The 15,703-nt window shown below is 71.2% G+C and carries 16 protein-coding genes; 8 read left to right on the forward strand and 8 right to left on the reverse strand.

The annotated features are described in order from the left end of the window. Window positions 1–3 precede the first annotated feature (3 nt). The gene (locus ACZ601_RS00420) at window positions 4–267 is read left to right on the forward strand and encodes a hypothetical protein (protein ID WP_469531643.1); all 264 of its coding nucleotides are present in this window, start codon (window positions 4–6) and stop codon (window positions 265–267) included. Between the two features lie 112 nt (window positions 268–379). Here the strand turns inward: ACZ601_RS00420 and ACZ601_RS00425 are convergent, their stop codons facing one another. The 5 genes from ACZ601_RS00425 to ACZ601_RS00445 form a co-directional block, all read right to left on the reverse strand. Then, complete coding sequence (locus ACZ601_RS00425; protein ID WP_469531645.1) at window positions 380–1,546, reverse strand: S1 family peptidase; 1,167 nt, start codon at window positions 1,544–1,546, stop codon at window positions 380–382. Between the two features lie 504 nt (window positions 1,547–2,050). Then, window positions 2,051–3,598, reverse strand: a complete 1,548-nt coding sequence (locus ACZ601_RS00430; RefSeq protein ID WP_469531646.1) for a carboxylesterase/lipase family protein — start codon at window positions 3,596–3,598, stop codon at window positions 2,051–2,053. A gap of 256 nt (window positions 3,599–3,854) precedes the next feature. Further along, window positions 3,855–4,124 (reverse strand): hypothetical protein, encoded by a 270-nt coding sequence (locus ACZ601_RS00435; RefSeq protein WP_073733859.1) that lies wholly within the window; start codon window positions 4,122–4,124, stop codon window positions 3,855–3,857. 104 nt (window positions 4,125–4,228) lie between these two features. Beyond that, entirely contained in the window at window positions 4,229–5,254 is a 1,026-nt protein-coding gene (gene adhP, locus ACZ601_RS00440) for an alcohol dehydrogenase AdhP (RefSeq protein ID WP_469531648.1), read from the reverse strand. A gap of 128 nt (window positions 5,255–5,382) precedes the next feature. Further along, window positions 5,383–5,934: a glycoside hydrolase family 25 protein gene (locus tag ACZ601_RS00445; RefSeq protein WP_311301490.1), complete on the reverse strand. Its 552-nt coding sequence runs from the start codon at window positions 5,932–5,934 to the stop codon at window positions 5,383–5,385. 176 nt (window positions 5,935–6,110) lie between these two features. Here ACZ601_RS00445 and ACZ601_RS00450 point away from each other — a divergent pair, with 176 nt between their 5' ends. Then, window positions 6,111–6,803: an NADPH-dependent F420 reductase gene (locus ACZ601_RS00450; RefSeq protein ID WP_469533754.1), complete on the forward strand. Its 693-nt coding sequence runs from the start codon at window positions 6,111–6,113 to the stop codon at window positions 6,801–6,803. Between the two features lie 63 nt (window positions 6,804–6,866). Here ACZ601_RS00450 and ACZ601_RS00455 read toward each other — a convergent pair whose 3' ends face one another. Next, window positions 6,867–7,757, reverse strand: a complete 891-nt coding sequence (locus ACZ601_RS00455) for an oxidoreductase (RefSeq protein ID WP_469531650.1) — start codon at window positions 7,755–7,757, stop codon at window positions 6,867–6,869. A gap of 115 nt (window positions 7,758–7,872) precedes the next feature. Between ACZ601_RS00455 and ACZ601_RS00460 the strand changes: the two genes are divergently transcribed. Then, window positions 7,873–8,772, forward strand: a complete 900-nt coding sequence (locus ACZ601_RS00460; protein WP_469531652.1) for a LysR family transcriptional regulator — start codon at window positions 7,873–7,875, stop codon at window positions 8,770–8,772. Window positions 8,773–8,811: 39 nt separating this feature from the next. On the opposite strand, the gene ACZ601_RS00465 is transcribed toward ACZ601_RS00460, so the two are convergent. Beyond that, complete coding sequence (locus ACZ601_RS00465) at window positions 8,812–10,179, reverse strand: radical SAM protein (RefSeq protein ID WP_469531654.1); 1,368 nt, start codon at window positions 10,177–10,179, stop codon at window positions 8,812–8,814. Window positions 10,180–10,413: 234 nt separating this feature from the next. On the opposite strand from ACZ601_RS00465, the gene ACZ601_RS00470 reads away from it, so the two are divergent. After that, window positions 10,414–10,938: an SRPBCC family protein gene (locus ACZ601_RS00470; RefSeq protein WP_469531656.1), complete on the forward strand. Its 525-nt coding sequence runs from the start codon at window positions 10,414–10,416 to the stop codon at window positions 10,936–10,938. 12 nt (window positions 10,939–10,950) lie between these two features. Here ACZ601_RS00470 and ACZ601_RS00475 read toward each other — a convergent pair whose 3' ends face one another. Beyond that, on the reverse strand, window positions 10,951–11,805 hold the full coding sequence (locus ACZ601_RS00475; protein WP_469531657.1) for a pentapeptide repeat-containing protein: 855 nt from the start codon (window positions 11,803–11,805) through the stop codon (window positions 10,951–10,953). A gap of 173 nt (window positions 11,806–11,978) precedes the next feature. On the opposite strand from ACZ601_RS00475, the gene ACZ601_RS00480 reads away from it, so the two are divergent. The 4 genes from ACZ601_RS00480 to rhaI all read left to right on the forward strand — a co-directional run bounded on the left by ACZ601_RS00480 (window position 11,979) and on the right by rhaI (window position 15,645). Beyond that, a complete protein-coding gene (locus tag ACZ601_RS00480) occupies window positions 11,979–13,352 on the forward strand; it encodes an FAD-binding oxidoreductase (RefSeq protein ID WP_469531659.1) in 1,374 nt (457 codons plus the stop codon). A gap of 105 nt (window positions 13,353–13,457) precedes the next feature. Then, window positions 13,458–13,949, forward strand: coding sequence for a hypothetical protein (locus tag ACZ601_RS00485; RefSeq protein WP_469531660.1), 492 nt, complete (start codon window positions 13,458–13,460; stop codon window positions 13,947–13,949). Window positions 13,950–14,036: 87 nt separating this feature from the next. Beyond that, window positions 14,037–14,264 carry a hypothetical protein gene (locus ACZ601_RS00490; protein WP_469531662.1) on the forward strand — a complete coding sequence of 76 codons (228 nt, stop codon included), beginning with the start codon at window positions 14,037–14,039 and terminating at the stop codon, window positions 14,262–14,264. 214 nt (window positions 14,265–14,478) lie between these two features. Further along, on the forward strand, window positions 14,479–15,645 hold the full coding sequence (gene rhaI, locus ACZ601_RS00495) for an L-rhamnose isomerase (RefSeq protein WP_469531664.1): 1,167 nt from the start codon (window positions 14,479–14,481) through the stop codon (window positions 15,643–15,645). Window positions 15,646–15,703 lie beyond the last annotated feature (58 nt).

Consider the following 15,703-nt stretch of genomic DNA (forward strand, 5'->3'; position numbering starts at 1 on the left):
GCGATGACCGCGACGACCGGAACGAACGCCCCGCCTGACTCCCGTATCGAGTGGGTCGCGGGCGAGGCCATGCTGCTGGCGTGGCAGCACGTACACAACACGATCATTCCCCCGGCCGCTCTGTCGCTCGCGGAGGTCGAGGAGGTCGAGGAGCGGTCCCGCCGCAACCGGCTGGCCGTCTCGTTTCTGGGTGATGTCGTGGTGGGCTGCTCCACGGTGCGTCCGCCCGCCGCCGACTCCGCGGCCACCAGTCCGGCGAGGTCGTGAGCAGGCGAGGGGTAGGCGAAGGGGCCTGGCGCGCGGAGCGGTGCGCTCCGCGCGACAGGCCCCGGGACTCGGCGTGATCCAGGCCGGATGGAACGTCAGGTCGCGCTGGACATCAGGCAGTGTGGAGCGTCAGCCCGTACCGGTTCAGGATCTCGTTGATCGGCTGGTGCCAGGTCTCTCCGCCCGAGGTGCAGTCGCCCCAGCCGCCCGAGGTGACTCCCTGCGCCTGGTCGCCGCTGATGAAGGAGCCGCCCGAGTCGCCCGGCTCCGCGCACACGCTGGTCTTGGTCATCTGGTAGACCGCGCCCTGGCTGTAGTTCACCGTGTCGTTGGTGGCCAGTACGTTGCCGCAGTGCCAGTGCGAGGTGGATCCGGAGCGGCATATCGAGGCGCCGACGGGGGCCTCGGCGGAGCCGCGCACGAGCTGGTCGGAGACGGTGCCCCAGCCGATGACCACGGGAACGGTCCACCAGCCGTTGCCGACGCTCACCCAGGCGTAGTCGTCGCCGGGGAACGACGACCCCTGGAAGTTGCCGATGGCGGAGCCGTCCCAGCCGCTGACGGCCGCACCCGCCTGTCCGCAGTGCCCGGCGGTGACGAAGCCGCCGATGACGGAGAAGCCGATGGAGCACCGTACGTTGCCCGTGTAGTACGGGTCGCCGCCCACGGTCCCGGCGGCGAAGGTCCGCGGTGCCTGGGCGGTCTGTTCGACGACGACCGGTCCGGCCTCGCGGGCCTTCTCGACGAACGCCCGGACATCGTTGTCACCCTGCGCGGAGGCGACGACGTTCACGACGACCTTGTTGGACTTCGGGTCGACGTGCCAGCTGCTGACCCCGGCGGGCGCGTCGAACGTGTCGATCCGCGCCTTGACCGCGTCGAGTTGGCGCGCGGTGTGGGTGACCAGGCGGACGTCGGCACCGGTCGCCCGCACGGCCGCCTTCTGCTTCTGGCTGGTGACGGCGACCGTGAGGCCACCCGTCGACGGATCGAACCAGGAGCCACCGTAGGAGTCTCCGGCGGCGCGCTTCGCCTTTCCCTGGATGGCGGTCGCCGTCTTCTCCGCGGACAGCCTCGCCTTCGCCTGACTTTCCGTCAGTCCGAAGTCCTTCTGCATGGCGGTCAGCAGTCCGGCGGACGCCGGGAGTGCGTCGGAACCGGCGCGGGAAGCGGTGGCGGGGGTGTCGGCGGCGGAGGCGGAGGGGAAGCCCGCGCCCGCCCAGGCTCCGACGAGGAGCACGGCGGACAGTGCGGTTCTCAGAGCTGTGCTGCGTCTCAAGGCATTGGCCCTTCTGTTGTTCCGGCGAAGTGGGGGAGGAACAGCAGGCGTCCGGGAGGCGTCTCGTCTGAGAGCGCTCTCAGAGTGTGCCGTTCCGGACTGTAGCCCAGAGTTGTTTGCAGGTCCATGCCAATGCATGAGTGGCTGGACGGCCCGTCCGCTGAGTAGGCCTACTCATCCCGCGCACCCGAACTCGCCCTACGGTCAAACCGGATGAACAACGGACGGCGCCTGAGCAAGCCGGGCGGGGCAAGGAGAACGGGCATGAACGGATCGTCGGGAACACGGAGATTCGGAGCCGGGCCGGCCGGCTCACCGGGTACGTGCTCTACTGCGAGCGGCCGGACGGCGGGAAGTGCTGCCTGGGTGACCGCGCCGTCGTGGTGACGACGGATGTACGGGGCGAGCCGGTGGGCCCGGTACGGGAGGCCGGCCAGGTACGGGAGGGGCGGGGGTCCCTGCGGCTCTCGCCTCTCAAGCGCGTCGTATCAGGGTCGCGCCGAGTCAGGGTCGCAGGGGCCGGTAGTCGAAGCTCCGCCACAGCGCGCGGACCGTCCCGCTGTCCGACCAGTGGCCGGGGGCGGGCGCCCTGCTGGTATCCGTTGTCTCCCAGGTCCGGACCGGACCACCGGCATCGGCATCGGCATCGGCGAGCGGCTCCCAGCCCGGTTCGCCGGTGGTGGCGAATCCGGCCCAGGCGGCGGCCATCCGGTCCGAGAGGTGATGGTCGGCGGGCGTCGGGGCGCCCCCGATCAGGAACCGGACGCTCTCCTCATCGAGGTTCCCGAAGGCGAACGGGACGTCCGCGCAGTGCCAGGCGTACGCCACCGGCCGCGCTCCACCGCGCTGCCGCGCGAAGCGTGAGAGGAAGGTGCGTCCGCCCGCCCGTGCGTGGGCGTCGGCGAGCCGGCTGCTGTACTCACCGAACATCAGGTCCCCGTACAGGGCGAGATGCACGTCGCCCACGGAGGCTTCGGGCATGAGCGCCCGGTAGCCGCGCACCAACGGGTCCGGGAGTCCGAAGTCCGCAGCGAATCGGCTCAGTTGTTCCTCCGTAGTGACCTTCGCGCTGCTGCCGACCGCGTCCAGCAGCCAGTACTCCTGGGTGGTGTGGCAGACGAGCAGGTCGATGCCGCGGGCCGCCCCGCCGGCCAGGAGGGCGAGCGGGTCGCCGCGCAGCCGCACGCCGTCGGCGACCGGGCCGTAGATGACCGGGTCCCAGTGGTGCCGTCCGGAGTGCGGGTCCTGCCGGTATCCGTCCATGACTGCGTCGGATGCCCGGACCAGCGTCTGCGGCGAGGCGGCCGTCAGTCCGGCGGCTGTCGCGGGAACGCCTGCCTCGGCGGCCACCTTCTCCATGAGGTGCCCGGCGAGCCGAGGTGAATAACAGGGGCCGACCACGCTGTGCGCTATCGCGCGCCGGAACAGCCCGCGCGCGCTGTCCATCGTCATCAGGCAGGCCACCGACGCCGCTCCGGAGGACTGCCCGGCCACGGTGACGTTGTCCGGATCCCCGCCGAAGGCGGCGATCTCGCGGCGCACCCAGGTCAGGGCGGCGATCTGGTCGAGCAGCCCTCGGTTGGGCGGGCAGGGGTCGGGGCCATCGGCCGGGACATGGCCGAAGCCCTCGAACCCGAGGCGGTAGTTGAGGGTGACCACGATCAGGCCGGCGCGGGCGAGCGCGGCGCCGTCGAAGTCCGGCTGGGCACCGGAACCGAAGGTGTAGGCGCCCCCGTGGATCCAGACGAGTACCGGAAGCCGGGCCCCGGCGACCGCGTTCCCGGCCTCCGGGGTCCAGATGTTGAGGCTGAGGACGTCCTCGTCACCGGGCGACCAGCCCGGTGCGCCCGGCAGCTGCGCGGACTGCGGCGCGACGGGTCCGAAGTCCACGCAGTCGCGGATGCCCGCCCAGGGGCCGCGGGGGCGCGGCGCCCGGAACCGGCCCGCCCCGAAGGGCGGCTCCGCGTACGGGATGCCGAGGACGGCGACGATGTCCCGGTCCGGGTCCCTTCCCCGCACCGGGCCGCAGGTGGTTTCGAAGACACTCGTCAACGTCGCTCAGCCGCCCTTCACGCCCCGCCCCCGCCGGGCGCGGGGATCAGGATGGCAGAGCACTCGGTCACAGCACGACCGAATTCGCCGTCACCGCGAGGGCGGACCGACGCGGCGACTCCGTCCGGCCGGTCCTCGCCCCGCCCTGGCCGGAACGAGTGGGACCCCCCGATGCCGGATCACCGGAACAGGCCGGAACCCCGCGATGCCGCACCGCCGGAACCAGCCGGAACCCCCGCGATGCCGGACGGCCGGGTCAGCGGGCCTGGCTGATCGCCGTACGGAGCATCGCCACGGTCGTCGCGGCCGCCGCGCGTTCCGCGTCGTCGCTCGTCGCACGGACCCGCTCCTCCAGCAGCACCACCGCTGCCTGGAGCACGCCGACGCGCACCGGAACGCTCTGCATCGCAGTCAGGACCGCCGCGGCCTGTTCGGCCGGGGTCGCGGTCGCGGCCTGCGGAATGAGGGTGGAGATACCGCGCCCGAGCGCACGGTCACGAGGCGGCTGAGCCGCAGCTGTGGTCACCGCAGAAGTCTGCCGCACCGGGCGGACGGAACGGGTCAGCGACCTGGCCGCCGCGCCCGGTGCCGTCCCGGACGCGGCCGTCCTTCGCTGTGCGGGTGCGCCGATCAGGCCGGCGTGCCGCCGAGATCGAAGACGAGGCGTCCGGACACCTGGCCCTTGAGGACTTCGCCGATCGCGGAGTTGATGTCCGCCAGATCCCGGCTCTCGCGGACCACACGGGTGCGGCCGAGCCGGTGCAGCTGGAAGACCTCGGCCAGGTCCTGGCGGGTTCCGACGATCGAGCCGATGACCTTGGTGCCGTTCAGCACCGTGTCGAAGACCGGGAGTTCGAGCTTGCCCTCCGCGGGAAGGGCCACGAGGACGAGGGTGCCGCCCCGGCGCAGCGCGCTGTAGGCCGCGCCGAACGACTCGTTGCTCACCGCGAGGGAGATCGCCGCGTCGGCGCCGCCGAGCCGGCGGGTCTCCTCCGCGACGTCCTGGACCCGGGCGTCGATGACGTGATCGGCGCCCAGCTCCCGGGCCAGGGCCAGTTTCTCGTCGGTGACGTCGACGGCGATGGTCTCGGCGCCGAAGATCCGCGCGTACTGCAGGGCGAGGTGCCCGAGTCCGCCGATGCCGGAGACGAGGGCGCGGGTGCCGGGGCGCGCGCCGGAGAGCTTGACCGCCTTGTAGGTGGTGACGCCCGCGCAGGTCAGGGGCGCCGCGTCCAGCGGGTCGATGCCGTCGGGCACGGGCACGACGTAGTTGCCGTGGGCGAGGGCGTACTCGGCGTGGCTGCCGTCGACCGAGTAACCGCTGTTCTCCTGCGCCAGGCAGAGCGTCTCCCACCCGGAGACGCAGTGGTCGCAGTGTCCGCACGCCTCGCCGAGCCAGGGGATGGCCACCCGGTCCCCCACCGCGAGGTGGGTGACCCGGTCGCCGGCCGCCTCGACGATGCCGATCCCCTCATGGCCGGGGACGAAGGGCGGACTCGGTCTGACCGGCCAGTCCCCCTGGGCCGCGTGGATGTCGGTGTGACAGAGTCCGGAGGCCTCCATACGGACCAGGACCTGGTGCCCGGCCGGGGTGGGGACCGGCCGGTCCTCGACGACGAGGGGCTCGGTGAAGCTGCGGACGACGGCGGCCCTCATGCGTACTCCTCCGCTTCGGTGCGGTGTGCCCGTCCGCCGCGCGGAGACGCGCCGGGCAGGCACACAAGCCTCGGAACAGAGTATTTCGGATGGCCGATTCTCGCCCCTTATCGCCACCGGTCGAGCCGCTACCCCTTCGCCCAGGTGTGCATCGCGGCCCGCGAGGAGAAGTCGGCGACATCCTTGTCGAGGGGGTGGTCGGTGTACTGATGGATGCGCCAGGAGGCCTTGATGCGGGGCTTGCCGGCGGTGACGTAGTCGGCGATCCACAGGCCGTCCCCGGCGTACGAGGTGGTGTCGTGGTTCAGCCAGAAGTAGCGGTTGCAGTACAGCAGGACCCGGTGGTGCGGCCGCAGCCGTTTGACCTCGCGGATGAACTGGTCCTTCTCCGCGTTACTGGCCCGGGTCCCCTCACCGTTCTCCTCCCAGTCGACGGCCAGCAGTTCGCCCGCCTTCTCCGGGGCCTTGCTCAGGAAGTACGCCGCCTGCGCCGCGATATTCCCGGGCCACAGGAAGTGATAGAAGCCGACCACGCATTCCGCGTCGCGTGCGCGTTTGGTCTGCTCGGCCAGATGCGGGTTGACGTACGAGCGTCCCTCGGTGGCCTTGATGAAGACAAAGTCCAGACCGTCCGTATCGATGGACGACTGATGCGAACTGACGTCGACACCGTGGAGCATGGGCACCGCCTTCAAGTGGTCCGGCTGATTCCGCTTTCTCATTTGTTCACTGCCCGCGACTTACGCGTCCCATCCGTCGGCCGGGTAGAGGAATCGTTTCTCCGTCACCCGGAATAGCTCCGGGCCGGACCGGGTTGGTGAACCGGCAGGAGCCATTTCACCTGACGCGGGCACCAATTCAGGCAGCGCAGGCACCATCGGAGGTCGGATCCATGAAGATCGGCATCATTGGCGCAGGGAACATCGGCGGCAATCTCACCAGGCGCCTCACGGCACTGGGTCATGAGGTGTCCGTCGCCAACTCACGCGGTCCGGAGACACTCGCCGACCTGGCCGGGGAGACCGGAGCCACGGCGGTCACCGCGGCGGAGGCAGCCCGGGGCGCCCAGGTCGTGGTCGTCACCATTCCGCTCAAGGCCGTTCCGGGGCTTCCCGCCGGATTCCTGGACGCCGCTGCGGAGGGGGCCGCGGTCATCGACACCGGCAACTACTACCCACAGCGCGACGGCCGCATCGCCGCCATCGAGGACGGCCTGCCGGAGAGCCGCTGGACGGAGACGCAGATCGGTCACCCCGTCATCAAGGCCTTCAACGGGACGTACGCGCAGGACATCCTCACCCGTGGCCTGCCGTCCGGCACGGCCGGCCGACAGGCTCTGCCGGTGGCCGGTGACGACGCGGCCGCGAAGGCGGCGGTCCGTGAGCTGATCGACGAGCTGGGCTTCGACACCGTGGACGCCGGAGGGCTCGACACGTCGTGGCGCCAGCAGCCGGGGACGCCGGTATACGGCGACCAGGGTGACGCGGCGGCCATCGAGAAGGCCCTGGCCGCGGCGTCCCCCGAGCGCACCGCCGAGTGGCGGGCCTGACGCCGGGTTCGGGGGTCCGGGCCTGACGCAGGCTTCGGAGCCCCGCCCCGGCGGCTCGGTCCGTCAGTCCTCGAAGGCGGTGCTGCGGCTGAGCTTCTCCCAGGTCAGGACCTCGGCACGGGAAGCGTCGAGGGCGGCGAGCACCGCGTCCGCCGCGTCGTTCCCGAGCGGCAGCCGGAGCGGGGTGTCCGGTGCGTCCAGGGCGGTGAGGATCGCTGTCGCCGCCTTGGCCGGGTCCCCCTCCTGCTTGCCGTCCGAGCCCGGGAGATCGGCACGGACCGGGCCCACGGTCGCCTCGTACGCGGGCAGCGCCGCGGACTGGTGCAGGGCGCCGCCGCCGGCGAACCCGGTCCGGAACGACCCGGGCTCGACGATCAGCACCTTGATCCCGTGCGGGGCCACTTCGGCGGCAAGCGCCTCGGACAGGCCCTCCAGCGCGAACTTCGTGGCCGAATAGGCGCCGACACCGGGGAAGGTGAAGCGGCCGCCCATGCTGCTCATCTGGACCACGGCGCCGGAGCCGTTGCGGCGCATGTGCGGCAGGACCGCGCGCACCAGCGCGGCCGGCCCGAAGAAGTGCAGGTCCATCAGATCACGCAGCTCGCGGTCGCTGGTCTCCTCCACGGCCCCGATCATCCCCATCCCCGCGTTGTTGACCACCACGTCGATCCGCCCGTACCAGAGCACGGTGTCCGCGACGACGTCCGCGATGCGCGCCGTGTCCGTGACGTCCAGCTGGACCGCGACGGCGCGGTCCGGGTGCGCGGCGACGAGGTCGTCGAGCGTCTCCGGCCTGCGGGCCGTGGCGACGACGGTGTCCCCGGCGGCGAGCGCGGCGGAGGCGATGGCGCGGCCGAAACCGGAGGAGGCGCCGGTGATCAGCCAGACCCGGCCCGGCGTCCCGTCCCCGGTGGCCGGGGCGTGTCCGTCATTCGTGCGGTGCTCGGCGTTCATGGCCAACTCCATCTTTTCTCGGGTTCGTTGCGGTGATCCAGTTATGTCATCCGGCTCCCCTGGCGGTCCAAGACAGAGACTCACCGGACTGATAAAGACGACTTATGATGCCTGGATGGAGCTGCGTCAGCTGCACTACCTCACCGTGATAGCCGAGGAGGAGAACCTGGGACGGGCCGCCCGGCGGCTGTTCGTCAGCCAGCCCGCCCTCTCGTACGCCCTCAAGAGCCTGGAGTCGGAGCTCGGGGTGCGGTTGTTCGACCGGCACGCCGGGGGCGTCTCCGCGACCGCGGCAGGGCAGGACGTGATCGCCGAGGCGCTGCTGACGGTTCGCCAGGCGGAACGGGTGTCGGCGGCGGCCGAGCGGCACACACGCGGCGAGACGGGCGTACTGCGGGTGGGTTTCGAGGCGAGCGGGGCCGGCGAGCTGACCACGCGAGCCCGCGCGGAGTTCGCGCGGCGCCACCCCGGGGTACGGGTGGCGCCCAAGCGCTACGACTGGGGGCAGGAGGCCGACGCGCTGCGTGAGGGCCAGACCGATGTCGCCTTCGTCTGGCTGCCCAACGACCTGAGCGGGCTGCGCGGCGAGCTGGTGCACACCGAGCCCCGTGTCGTGGGGCTGCCCTGCGGGCACGCGCTGGCGGGCCGTTCGGGCATCTCGGTGCTCGAAGTGGCCGACGAGCCCCTGCTGTGGACCCAGCGCGCGCCGCGCGAGTGGGTGGACTGGTGGGCGGTCAACCCCCGGCCGGACGGTTCGAGTCCGAAGTGGGGGCCGACCAATGACAACGTCGAGGAGATGCTGGAGCAGGTGGCGGAGGGATCCTCCGTCTGCTTCGCCCCCCTGAGCATGGCCCGGTACTACGCGCGGCCGGACCTCGTCTGGGTCCCGCTGACCGATGTGGAACCGCTGCGGGTGGTGCTCGCCTGGGCGGACGGCAAGGACACCGCGCTGGTACGCGGCTTCGTCCAGGTCGTACGGGAGCTCGTCGCCGCGGCGGACGCGCCGGCCGGCTGACCGCCGGTCAGGGCCGTACGTCGTCAGAGCAGTACGCCGTCAGGGCTTCTCGTCCTCGGGGCGGGCCGGCAGGCTGTCCATGAAGGAGCTCACGGAGAACACCGCGCGCCCGGGACCCGGCGGACCGTAGCCGGGGGGCGAGGTCAGTCCGTACTCCTCCATCGTCGAGCGGTAGGCGTCCAGCAGCCGGATGTGGTACTCCAGCGGCGCGCCGTCCGGGTTCGTCTTCCCCAGCGGTGTCGTGGGCTCGGGGCACCAGGTGGTGAAGCGGGGCGTGATGCCGTGCGACATGAAGAACCGCAGGCCCTCCGTGGTGGAGTCGATGGCCTCCTTCACCGTGGTGAACCCGAAGGGTTCGGCCATCTCCACGCCTGCGACGAAATTGGGAATGACGTTGCGGGCGCCGAAGACCTCGGCGGAGTCCAGGATGCGGCGGTGCCATTCGTCGCGGCCGACGTAGCGCTCCTTGCCGGGGCAATACAGCTCGAACAGCCGGGGATCCCACACCTCGTAGTTGGGGTGGTAGATCTGCACGCCGTAGTCGTGGAAGCGCTGCACGTCCGCCTTGGGCAGGGCCTGGGCGACGACCTTGCCGATCCAGCGGCCGGGGAAGCGCTCCTCGATGGCCTTCGCGTACTGGCCGTAGAAGTCGGCCTCGTCCCGTCCGCCGATGTGCGAGGTGATGGCTCCGCCGGTGAGCGTGTAGGCCGTGGACGTCTTCGCGGTGTCGTAGCGGTCGATGATGGCCAGCGCCTCAAGGACCTCCTCGACCGGCTTCACCCCGGTGTACGGACGGCCTGCGGCCTTGTGCTGGCGCCAGTTGTGGTTGATGTCGCAGTACTGGCACTCCTCCTTGGCGCCGAAGTACTGGCAGACCCGGAAGACCGTCAGGTAGACGAGGTAGCCCCACTGGATGGTGGGCGCCACCTCCATCACGGACTTGCCGTTCTCCAGCGTGTGCCGGTAGTAGTCCGGCATCGGGGGAAGGCCGACGTCGGAGATCCGCCTGCCGTCGAGGTAGAGCCCGAGCACGCCGTCGGCGTCGGCCGCGACCCGGTAGGGCGATGCGGGGTTCACCCGCACGGAGACCACGGTGCGCCGCAGTTCGTACGGTCCGCCGGTGAGGACGATCTCCTCCGGCGGCCGGCGCAGGGCGGCGGCCCCCAGCTCGGGCAGGGTGCCGTGGTCGAAGGAGAAGATGAAGTACGACTTCGGCTTGACGTCACCGCCCTCGTTGTCGCTGAGCGCGGACTCGTCGAAGGCCAGGCCGCCACGCAGCAGGTCCTCCTTGATCACGGCCTCCCTGGGCACGTGCGGGAACCGCTCCATGAGGCCTTCGACCAGGCGGGTGCGGCCTGCCTCTGTGCTGTCTGGCTCGGTACGGCCGGTGTCTGTGCGGCTGGGCATGTGCGGGGCTCCTCGGTCCGGTTGTCGGTGATGATCCGGATACGCCACCTGTGCAACGAACAGCGGAGCGGATGCGTTCTCGATCCCGCGCACCGGATACGGGGACGGTCGCGACGCCCGCCGCCACAGCGTATGTGACCGGCCAGTAGGGTGTGGGGCCCGGGAGCCCGTCGGCCGTGCGGCCGTCCCGACGCCCGGTGGTTGCCGCAGTCGGCCGCGGATCGGAAGTGCTTCATGACCCGCACCATGTCCGTCTCGGACAGCACGGTGGTCTCCGTCGCGCCCTCTGCGGTGTACGCACAGGTCAGCGACCCGACCGCGATGGGGCGCTGGAGTCCGGAGAACCGGGGCGCGAAGGTGCTCGGGGAGCGCCGGGAGGCGCACGTCGGCATGGTCTTCGAGGGCCGCAACAAGCGCGGCAGGATGAACTGGACGACGCGGTGCACGGTGACCGCCGCCGATCCGGGTGAGCGGTTCGCCTTCCGGGTCCACGCGATCGGCGCCCGGCGGCCGCGGCTCCCCGGCGCAATCGCCACCTGGGAGTACCGGTTCGAGGCGGTGGACGGCGGCACCCTGGTCACCGAGACCTGGACCGACGACCGTCGCGGCTGGCCGGACTTCCTGGCCAACGCCTTCGACCGGGCGGCCACCCGGGGTCACACCTTCGCGGACTTCCAGCGCGGCAACATCCGCACGACGCTCCAGCGGCTCAAGGCGGCGCTGGAGGCTCCGCTGGACGGGGACGCGCCGGAGGCGTAACCGGCTGCTCCCTCAATGCTCCCAGTGCGAGGGACGGCTGAGCGACACGGGGATCCGGGTGGCGCCGTTCCCCCGGGCAGCGTTGAGCTGTGCCTGCGTCAGGAAGAGTGCTCCGGTGAGGTCCGCACCGGACAGTCGCGCGTCCCGGACGTCCGCGCCGATGAGGTCGGCGAGCCTGAGATCGGCGCCGGCCAGGTCCGCCGCGATGAGGCAGGCACCGCGCAGGTCGCCGCCGCGCAGGTCGGCTCCCCTGAGGCGGGCGCCGATGAGGTCGGCGCCGCGGTGGTCGCGCTTCTTCTTACGAGGGGCGGTGGCGCGGACGAGCTCGCTGGTGCGCGCGAGCAGGGCGGCGACGTCGTCACGGTGAGCGGCGACGTCCAGTTCCGCGAGGGCGGCGGCGTCGAGGTGGGTGAGGCGCTCCGTCTCGTCGAGGGTGCGGCCGATCTCGCCGTGGAGGGGGCGGGCCGGTGCCAGCTCGGCCGCCTCCGTCAGATACCAGAGCAGCTCGTGCAGCTGCCGCATGACCGGGAAGACCTCGAACATCCGCTGGGCGCTCTCCGGGGCCGCGCGCCAGTCCTGTCCGCCGAAGGTCTCCCCCGACACCTTCTGTCCGGCGCCGAAGCAGTCGTACACGGTGCAGCCGGGAAAGCCCTCGGAACGCAGCCTGGTGTGGATGCCGCAGCGGAAGTCGTCCTGAAGGTTCCGGCAGGGTTTGCCGGCGTCCTTGTTGATGGCGAAGTCCGCGGAGCGGGTGAGGGTCAGCGCGACACAGCACAGCCCGAAGCAGTTCCCGCAGTCGGAGCGCAGTCCTGCCCGGCCGGTGCCCTCCGGGTCGTCGGTGCCGGGAGCTCGGTCGGTATCGGGCACGGTGCGAGTGTCCTTCGGTGTGCGGGGTCCATGAACGGCCGAGCCTACCGAGGTCCCCGGCGGGCCCGGTCCACGCGGTGCCCGTTCGGGAGAACGGGGGGCCTCCCCCGCAGCCGGCAGTCCCGCGCGCGACAATGGTGGTTAATACATCTTTATGGGAGGTGGCCACCATCGTGGCGAACGCACCGGTCGACAGCATTCCGGCCAGGCGGGTACTGACCGATCCGGCGGGCCTGGCCCGGTACCAGCACGACGAGGCCGAGTGGGCTCCGTACGGGATGCCGCTGGCCGTGGTCCGCCCGGCGAGCACCGACGAGGTGCGGGAGGTGGTGCGCCGCTGTCTCGCCCACCGCATTCCCCTGGTGCCTCGTGGCGCGGGCACCGGCCTGTCCGGCGGGGCCAACGCCGTGGACGGGGCGATCATCCTGTCGTTCGAGGACATGAACCGGATCGTCGACATCGACGCCGCCGAGCGGCTGGCAGTGGTCCAGCCCGGTGTGGTCAACGACGACCTCCGGGCGGCCTGCGCGGAGCACGGGCTCTGGTATCCGCCGGATCCGGCGAGTTCCCCGTGGTCCACGATCGGCGGGAACGTCGCGACCAACGCGGGCGGTATGTGCTGCGTCAAGTACGGCGTGACCCGCGACTACGTGCTGGGCCTCGAAGTGGTCAACGGGCTCGGCGAGGTCGTCTCGCTCGGACGCCGCACCGCGAAGGGTGTGGCGGGGTACGACCTGGCCGGGCTGATGGTGGGCTCCGAGGGCACACTCGGGGTGATCACGGAGATCACCGTACGGCTGCGCCCGGCACGCCTCCAGGAGCGGACGGTCGCGGGCTACTTCTCGTCGGTGGTCGCCGCCGGTGAGGCGGTGAGCGCCGTGACCGCGTCCGGTGTCATCCCGTCCGCACTCGAACTGGTCGACCGCCACTGCCTCGCCGCCGTGGACGCTTGGAAGAAGATGGGGCTGTCCGCGGACGCGGACGTGGTGCTGCTCGGGCGGGTGGACACTCCCGGGGCCGAGGGTGACGCCGAGGCCGAGCTGATCCGGGACTGCTTCGAACAGGCCGGCGCGAGCTGGGCCGCGGTCTCCACCGACCAGCAGGAGGCCGATGCCCTGTTCCAGGCCCGACGGCTGGCATATCCGGCGCTCGAACGGCTCGGCCCGGTCCTGACGGAGGACGTCTGCGTGCCTCGTACCGCCGTTCCGGAGATGCTGGCCCGGATCGAGCGGACGGCGGCCAGGCACGACGTCCTGATCGCCAACATCGCCCATGCGGGGGACGGCAATCTGCATCCCCTGATCATCACGCCGCCAGGTGATGAAGCGGCGCGGGCCCGCGCGCAGTCCGCCTTCGAGGACATCCTGGACGACGCGATCGCGCTCGGCGGCACGGTCACGGGCGAGCACGGGGTCGGACTGCTGAAGATGCGCGGCATGGACAAGGAGCTGGGTCCCGCGGTGCTCGCCATGCACCACGCGGTGAAGGCGGCGCTCGACCCGCACGGCATCCTGAACCCGGGCAAGGTCCTCACAGACATCGCCTGACACCGGCCCCGGGCCTCCGGCCGGAGCCCCGTGGCCAGTGGCGCGCCGTTGTCAGTGCGGCGGCGCACACTGGCGGCAAGCGCGTACGGGCGAAGGGGGAAGCGGATGGGCACCGAGGAGGAGGCCGGTTTCGAACCGGCCACCGGTGAGGGTCCGTCACCCCTGGGCCCGGCGGAGAAGCGTGCCGCCGCGGTACGGGCAGCGTTCGCCGGGATGGTGCAGATCCGGCGGCTGGCCAACTCCGGGCACCCGGACCCGGAGTCCGTTCCGGCCCCGTGGGAGCTGCACAGGCCGGTACGCGCCGTCGCCCTCACGCTGGAGGCGTCGGGACTGTCCGCCTCGGCGGTCGACGCGTCGGGGCGGCGTACCGCGACCGGGTACCGGGTGGAGGCCGCAACGGCCCCGGGGACCGTACGCGTTCAATGGCTCGGCCCGCCCGGCAGCGGGGCGGCGCACGAGGAGGCCGACGAACTGAACCGGTGCGCGGCGGCGTTGCGGGCGTCGGGCTGGATCGCGCTGCTGTACCACGGCCCGCGCCGCCGGAGATTCCTGGAGGTCGAGCCACCGGCCGGCGTGCGCGGGCCTGACGGCCCGTAGGGACCGCGCTGGGGCTTGGCCGAGGGGTGTTGTCAGACCCATGGAGGATGCTTGTGGGTCCGACACCTCTGACCGGGAGATGCTGAGATGCGCGATGACGAACTCGCCGCGGCGCAGGCGTACGTCCGTCTGCTGGAAGCCACCCGGGCTGCCCTCTGCGACCCGGATGACGCCCCGCTCTACATGCCCCTGCTCGCCGCACCGATCGAGGAGGCCGACGGCGCGCTGCGGCGGGCCGGGCTCTCGGGCAACGAGTCACGGTTCTTCGAACTCGTCCGGTCGCTCCGCCCGAGCATGTCGGACAGCGGGCACTGAGCCCAGCCGTGCGGCTCGGGCAGGCCGGGCCCGCCTTCGGCCGGGTCGCCCCGGTCTGTGGTGAATTGATTCAAAACGAGGTTCAAACGACGAACAAGACTGGCCAGCCGCTTGACTAGTCGTCGGCGCCAAACCTAGCGTACGTTCCAGATGAAACGATTCACATCCTCTCTGACGGCCTCGGTCGCCGGATGACTCTGCTTACGAGGTGCTCATGTCTGATGTGTCGGTCGTCAAGGCAGCCCTGAAGTCTCAGGTGATCGAGACTCCTTCATGGGGTTACGGCAATTCCGGAACTCGTTTCAAGGTGTTCGCACAGCCGGGGGTGCCACGCGACCCGTTCGAGAAGATGGAGGACGCGGCGCAGGTGCACGCCTTCACGGGGGTCGCGCCGAAGGTGTCCTTGCACATTCCCTGGGACAAGGTGGCGGACTACGCCGCGCTGACGCGGCACGCCGAGGGCCTCGGGCTGCGGATCGGCGCGATCAACTCGAACGTCTTCCAGGACGACGACTACCGACTGGGTTCGGTCACCCACCCCGATGCGGCGGTGCGGCGCAAGGCGACCGGCCATCTGCTGGAATGCGTCGACGTCATGGACGAGACGGGCTCGCCCGATCTCAAGCTGTGGTTCTCCGACGGCACCAACTACCCCGGCCAGGACGATATCGCCACCCGCCAGGACCGGCTGTCCGAGGCGCTGGCGGAGGTCTACGAACGGCTGGGCGACGACCAGCGGATGCTGCTGGAGTACAAGCTCTTCGAGCCCGCGTTCTACGCGACGGACGTGCCGGACTGGGGCACCGCCTACGCGCACTGCCTGAAGCTCGGGCCGAAGGCCCAGGTGGTCGTGGACACAGGTCACCACGCACCGGGCACGAACATCGAGTTCATCGTGGCGATCCTGCTGCGCGAGGGGCGGCTCGGCGCGTTCGACTTCAACTCCCGCTTCTACGCGGACGACGACCTGATGGTCGGCGCCGCCGATCCCTTCCAACTGTTCCGGATCATGCACGAGGTGGTCAGGAACGGCGGCCTCAAGCCGGAGACCAACGTCAACTTCATGCTCGACCAGTGCCACAACATCGAGGCGAAGATCCCGGCGGTGATCCGGTCGGTCGCCAATGTGCAGGAGGCGACCGCGAAGGCGCTGCTGGTGGACGGTGACGCGCTCGGCGCCGCGCAGAGGTCGGGCGATGTGCTCGCGGCGAACGCCGTCCTGATGGACGCGTACAACACCGATGTGCGGCCGCTGCTCGCCGAGGTGCGCGAGGAACAGGGGCTGGCCCGCGACCCCTTCGCCGCCTACCTCGCCTCCGGTAACCAGGAGCGCATCGCGGCCGCCCGGGTGGGCGGCACCCAGGCCGGCTGGGGCGCCTGACCCCTGCCGCCGGTACCCGCCCGCCGTCCGTCCCCCGCCGTGAACGCACCTCTCACCC

This window comes from Streptomyces sp. NPDC104307 (genome assembly GCF_055584045.1).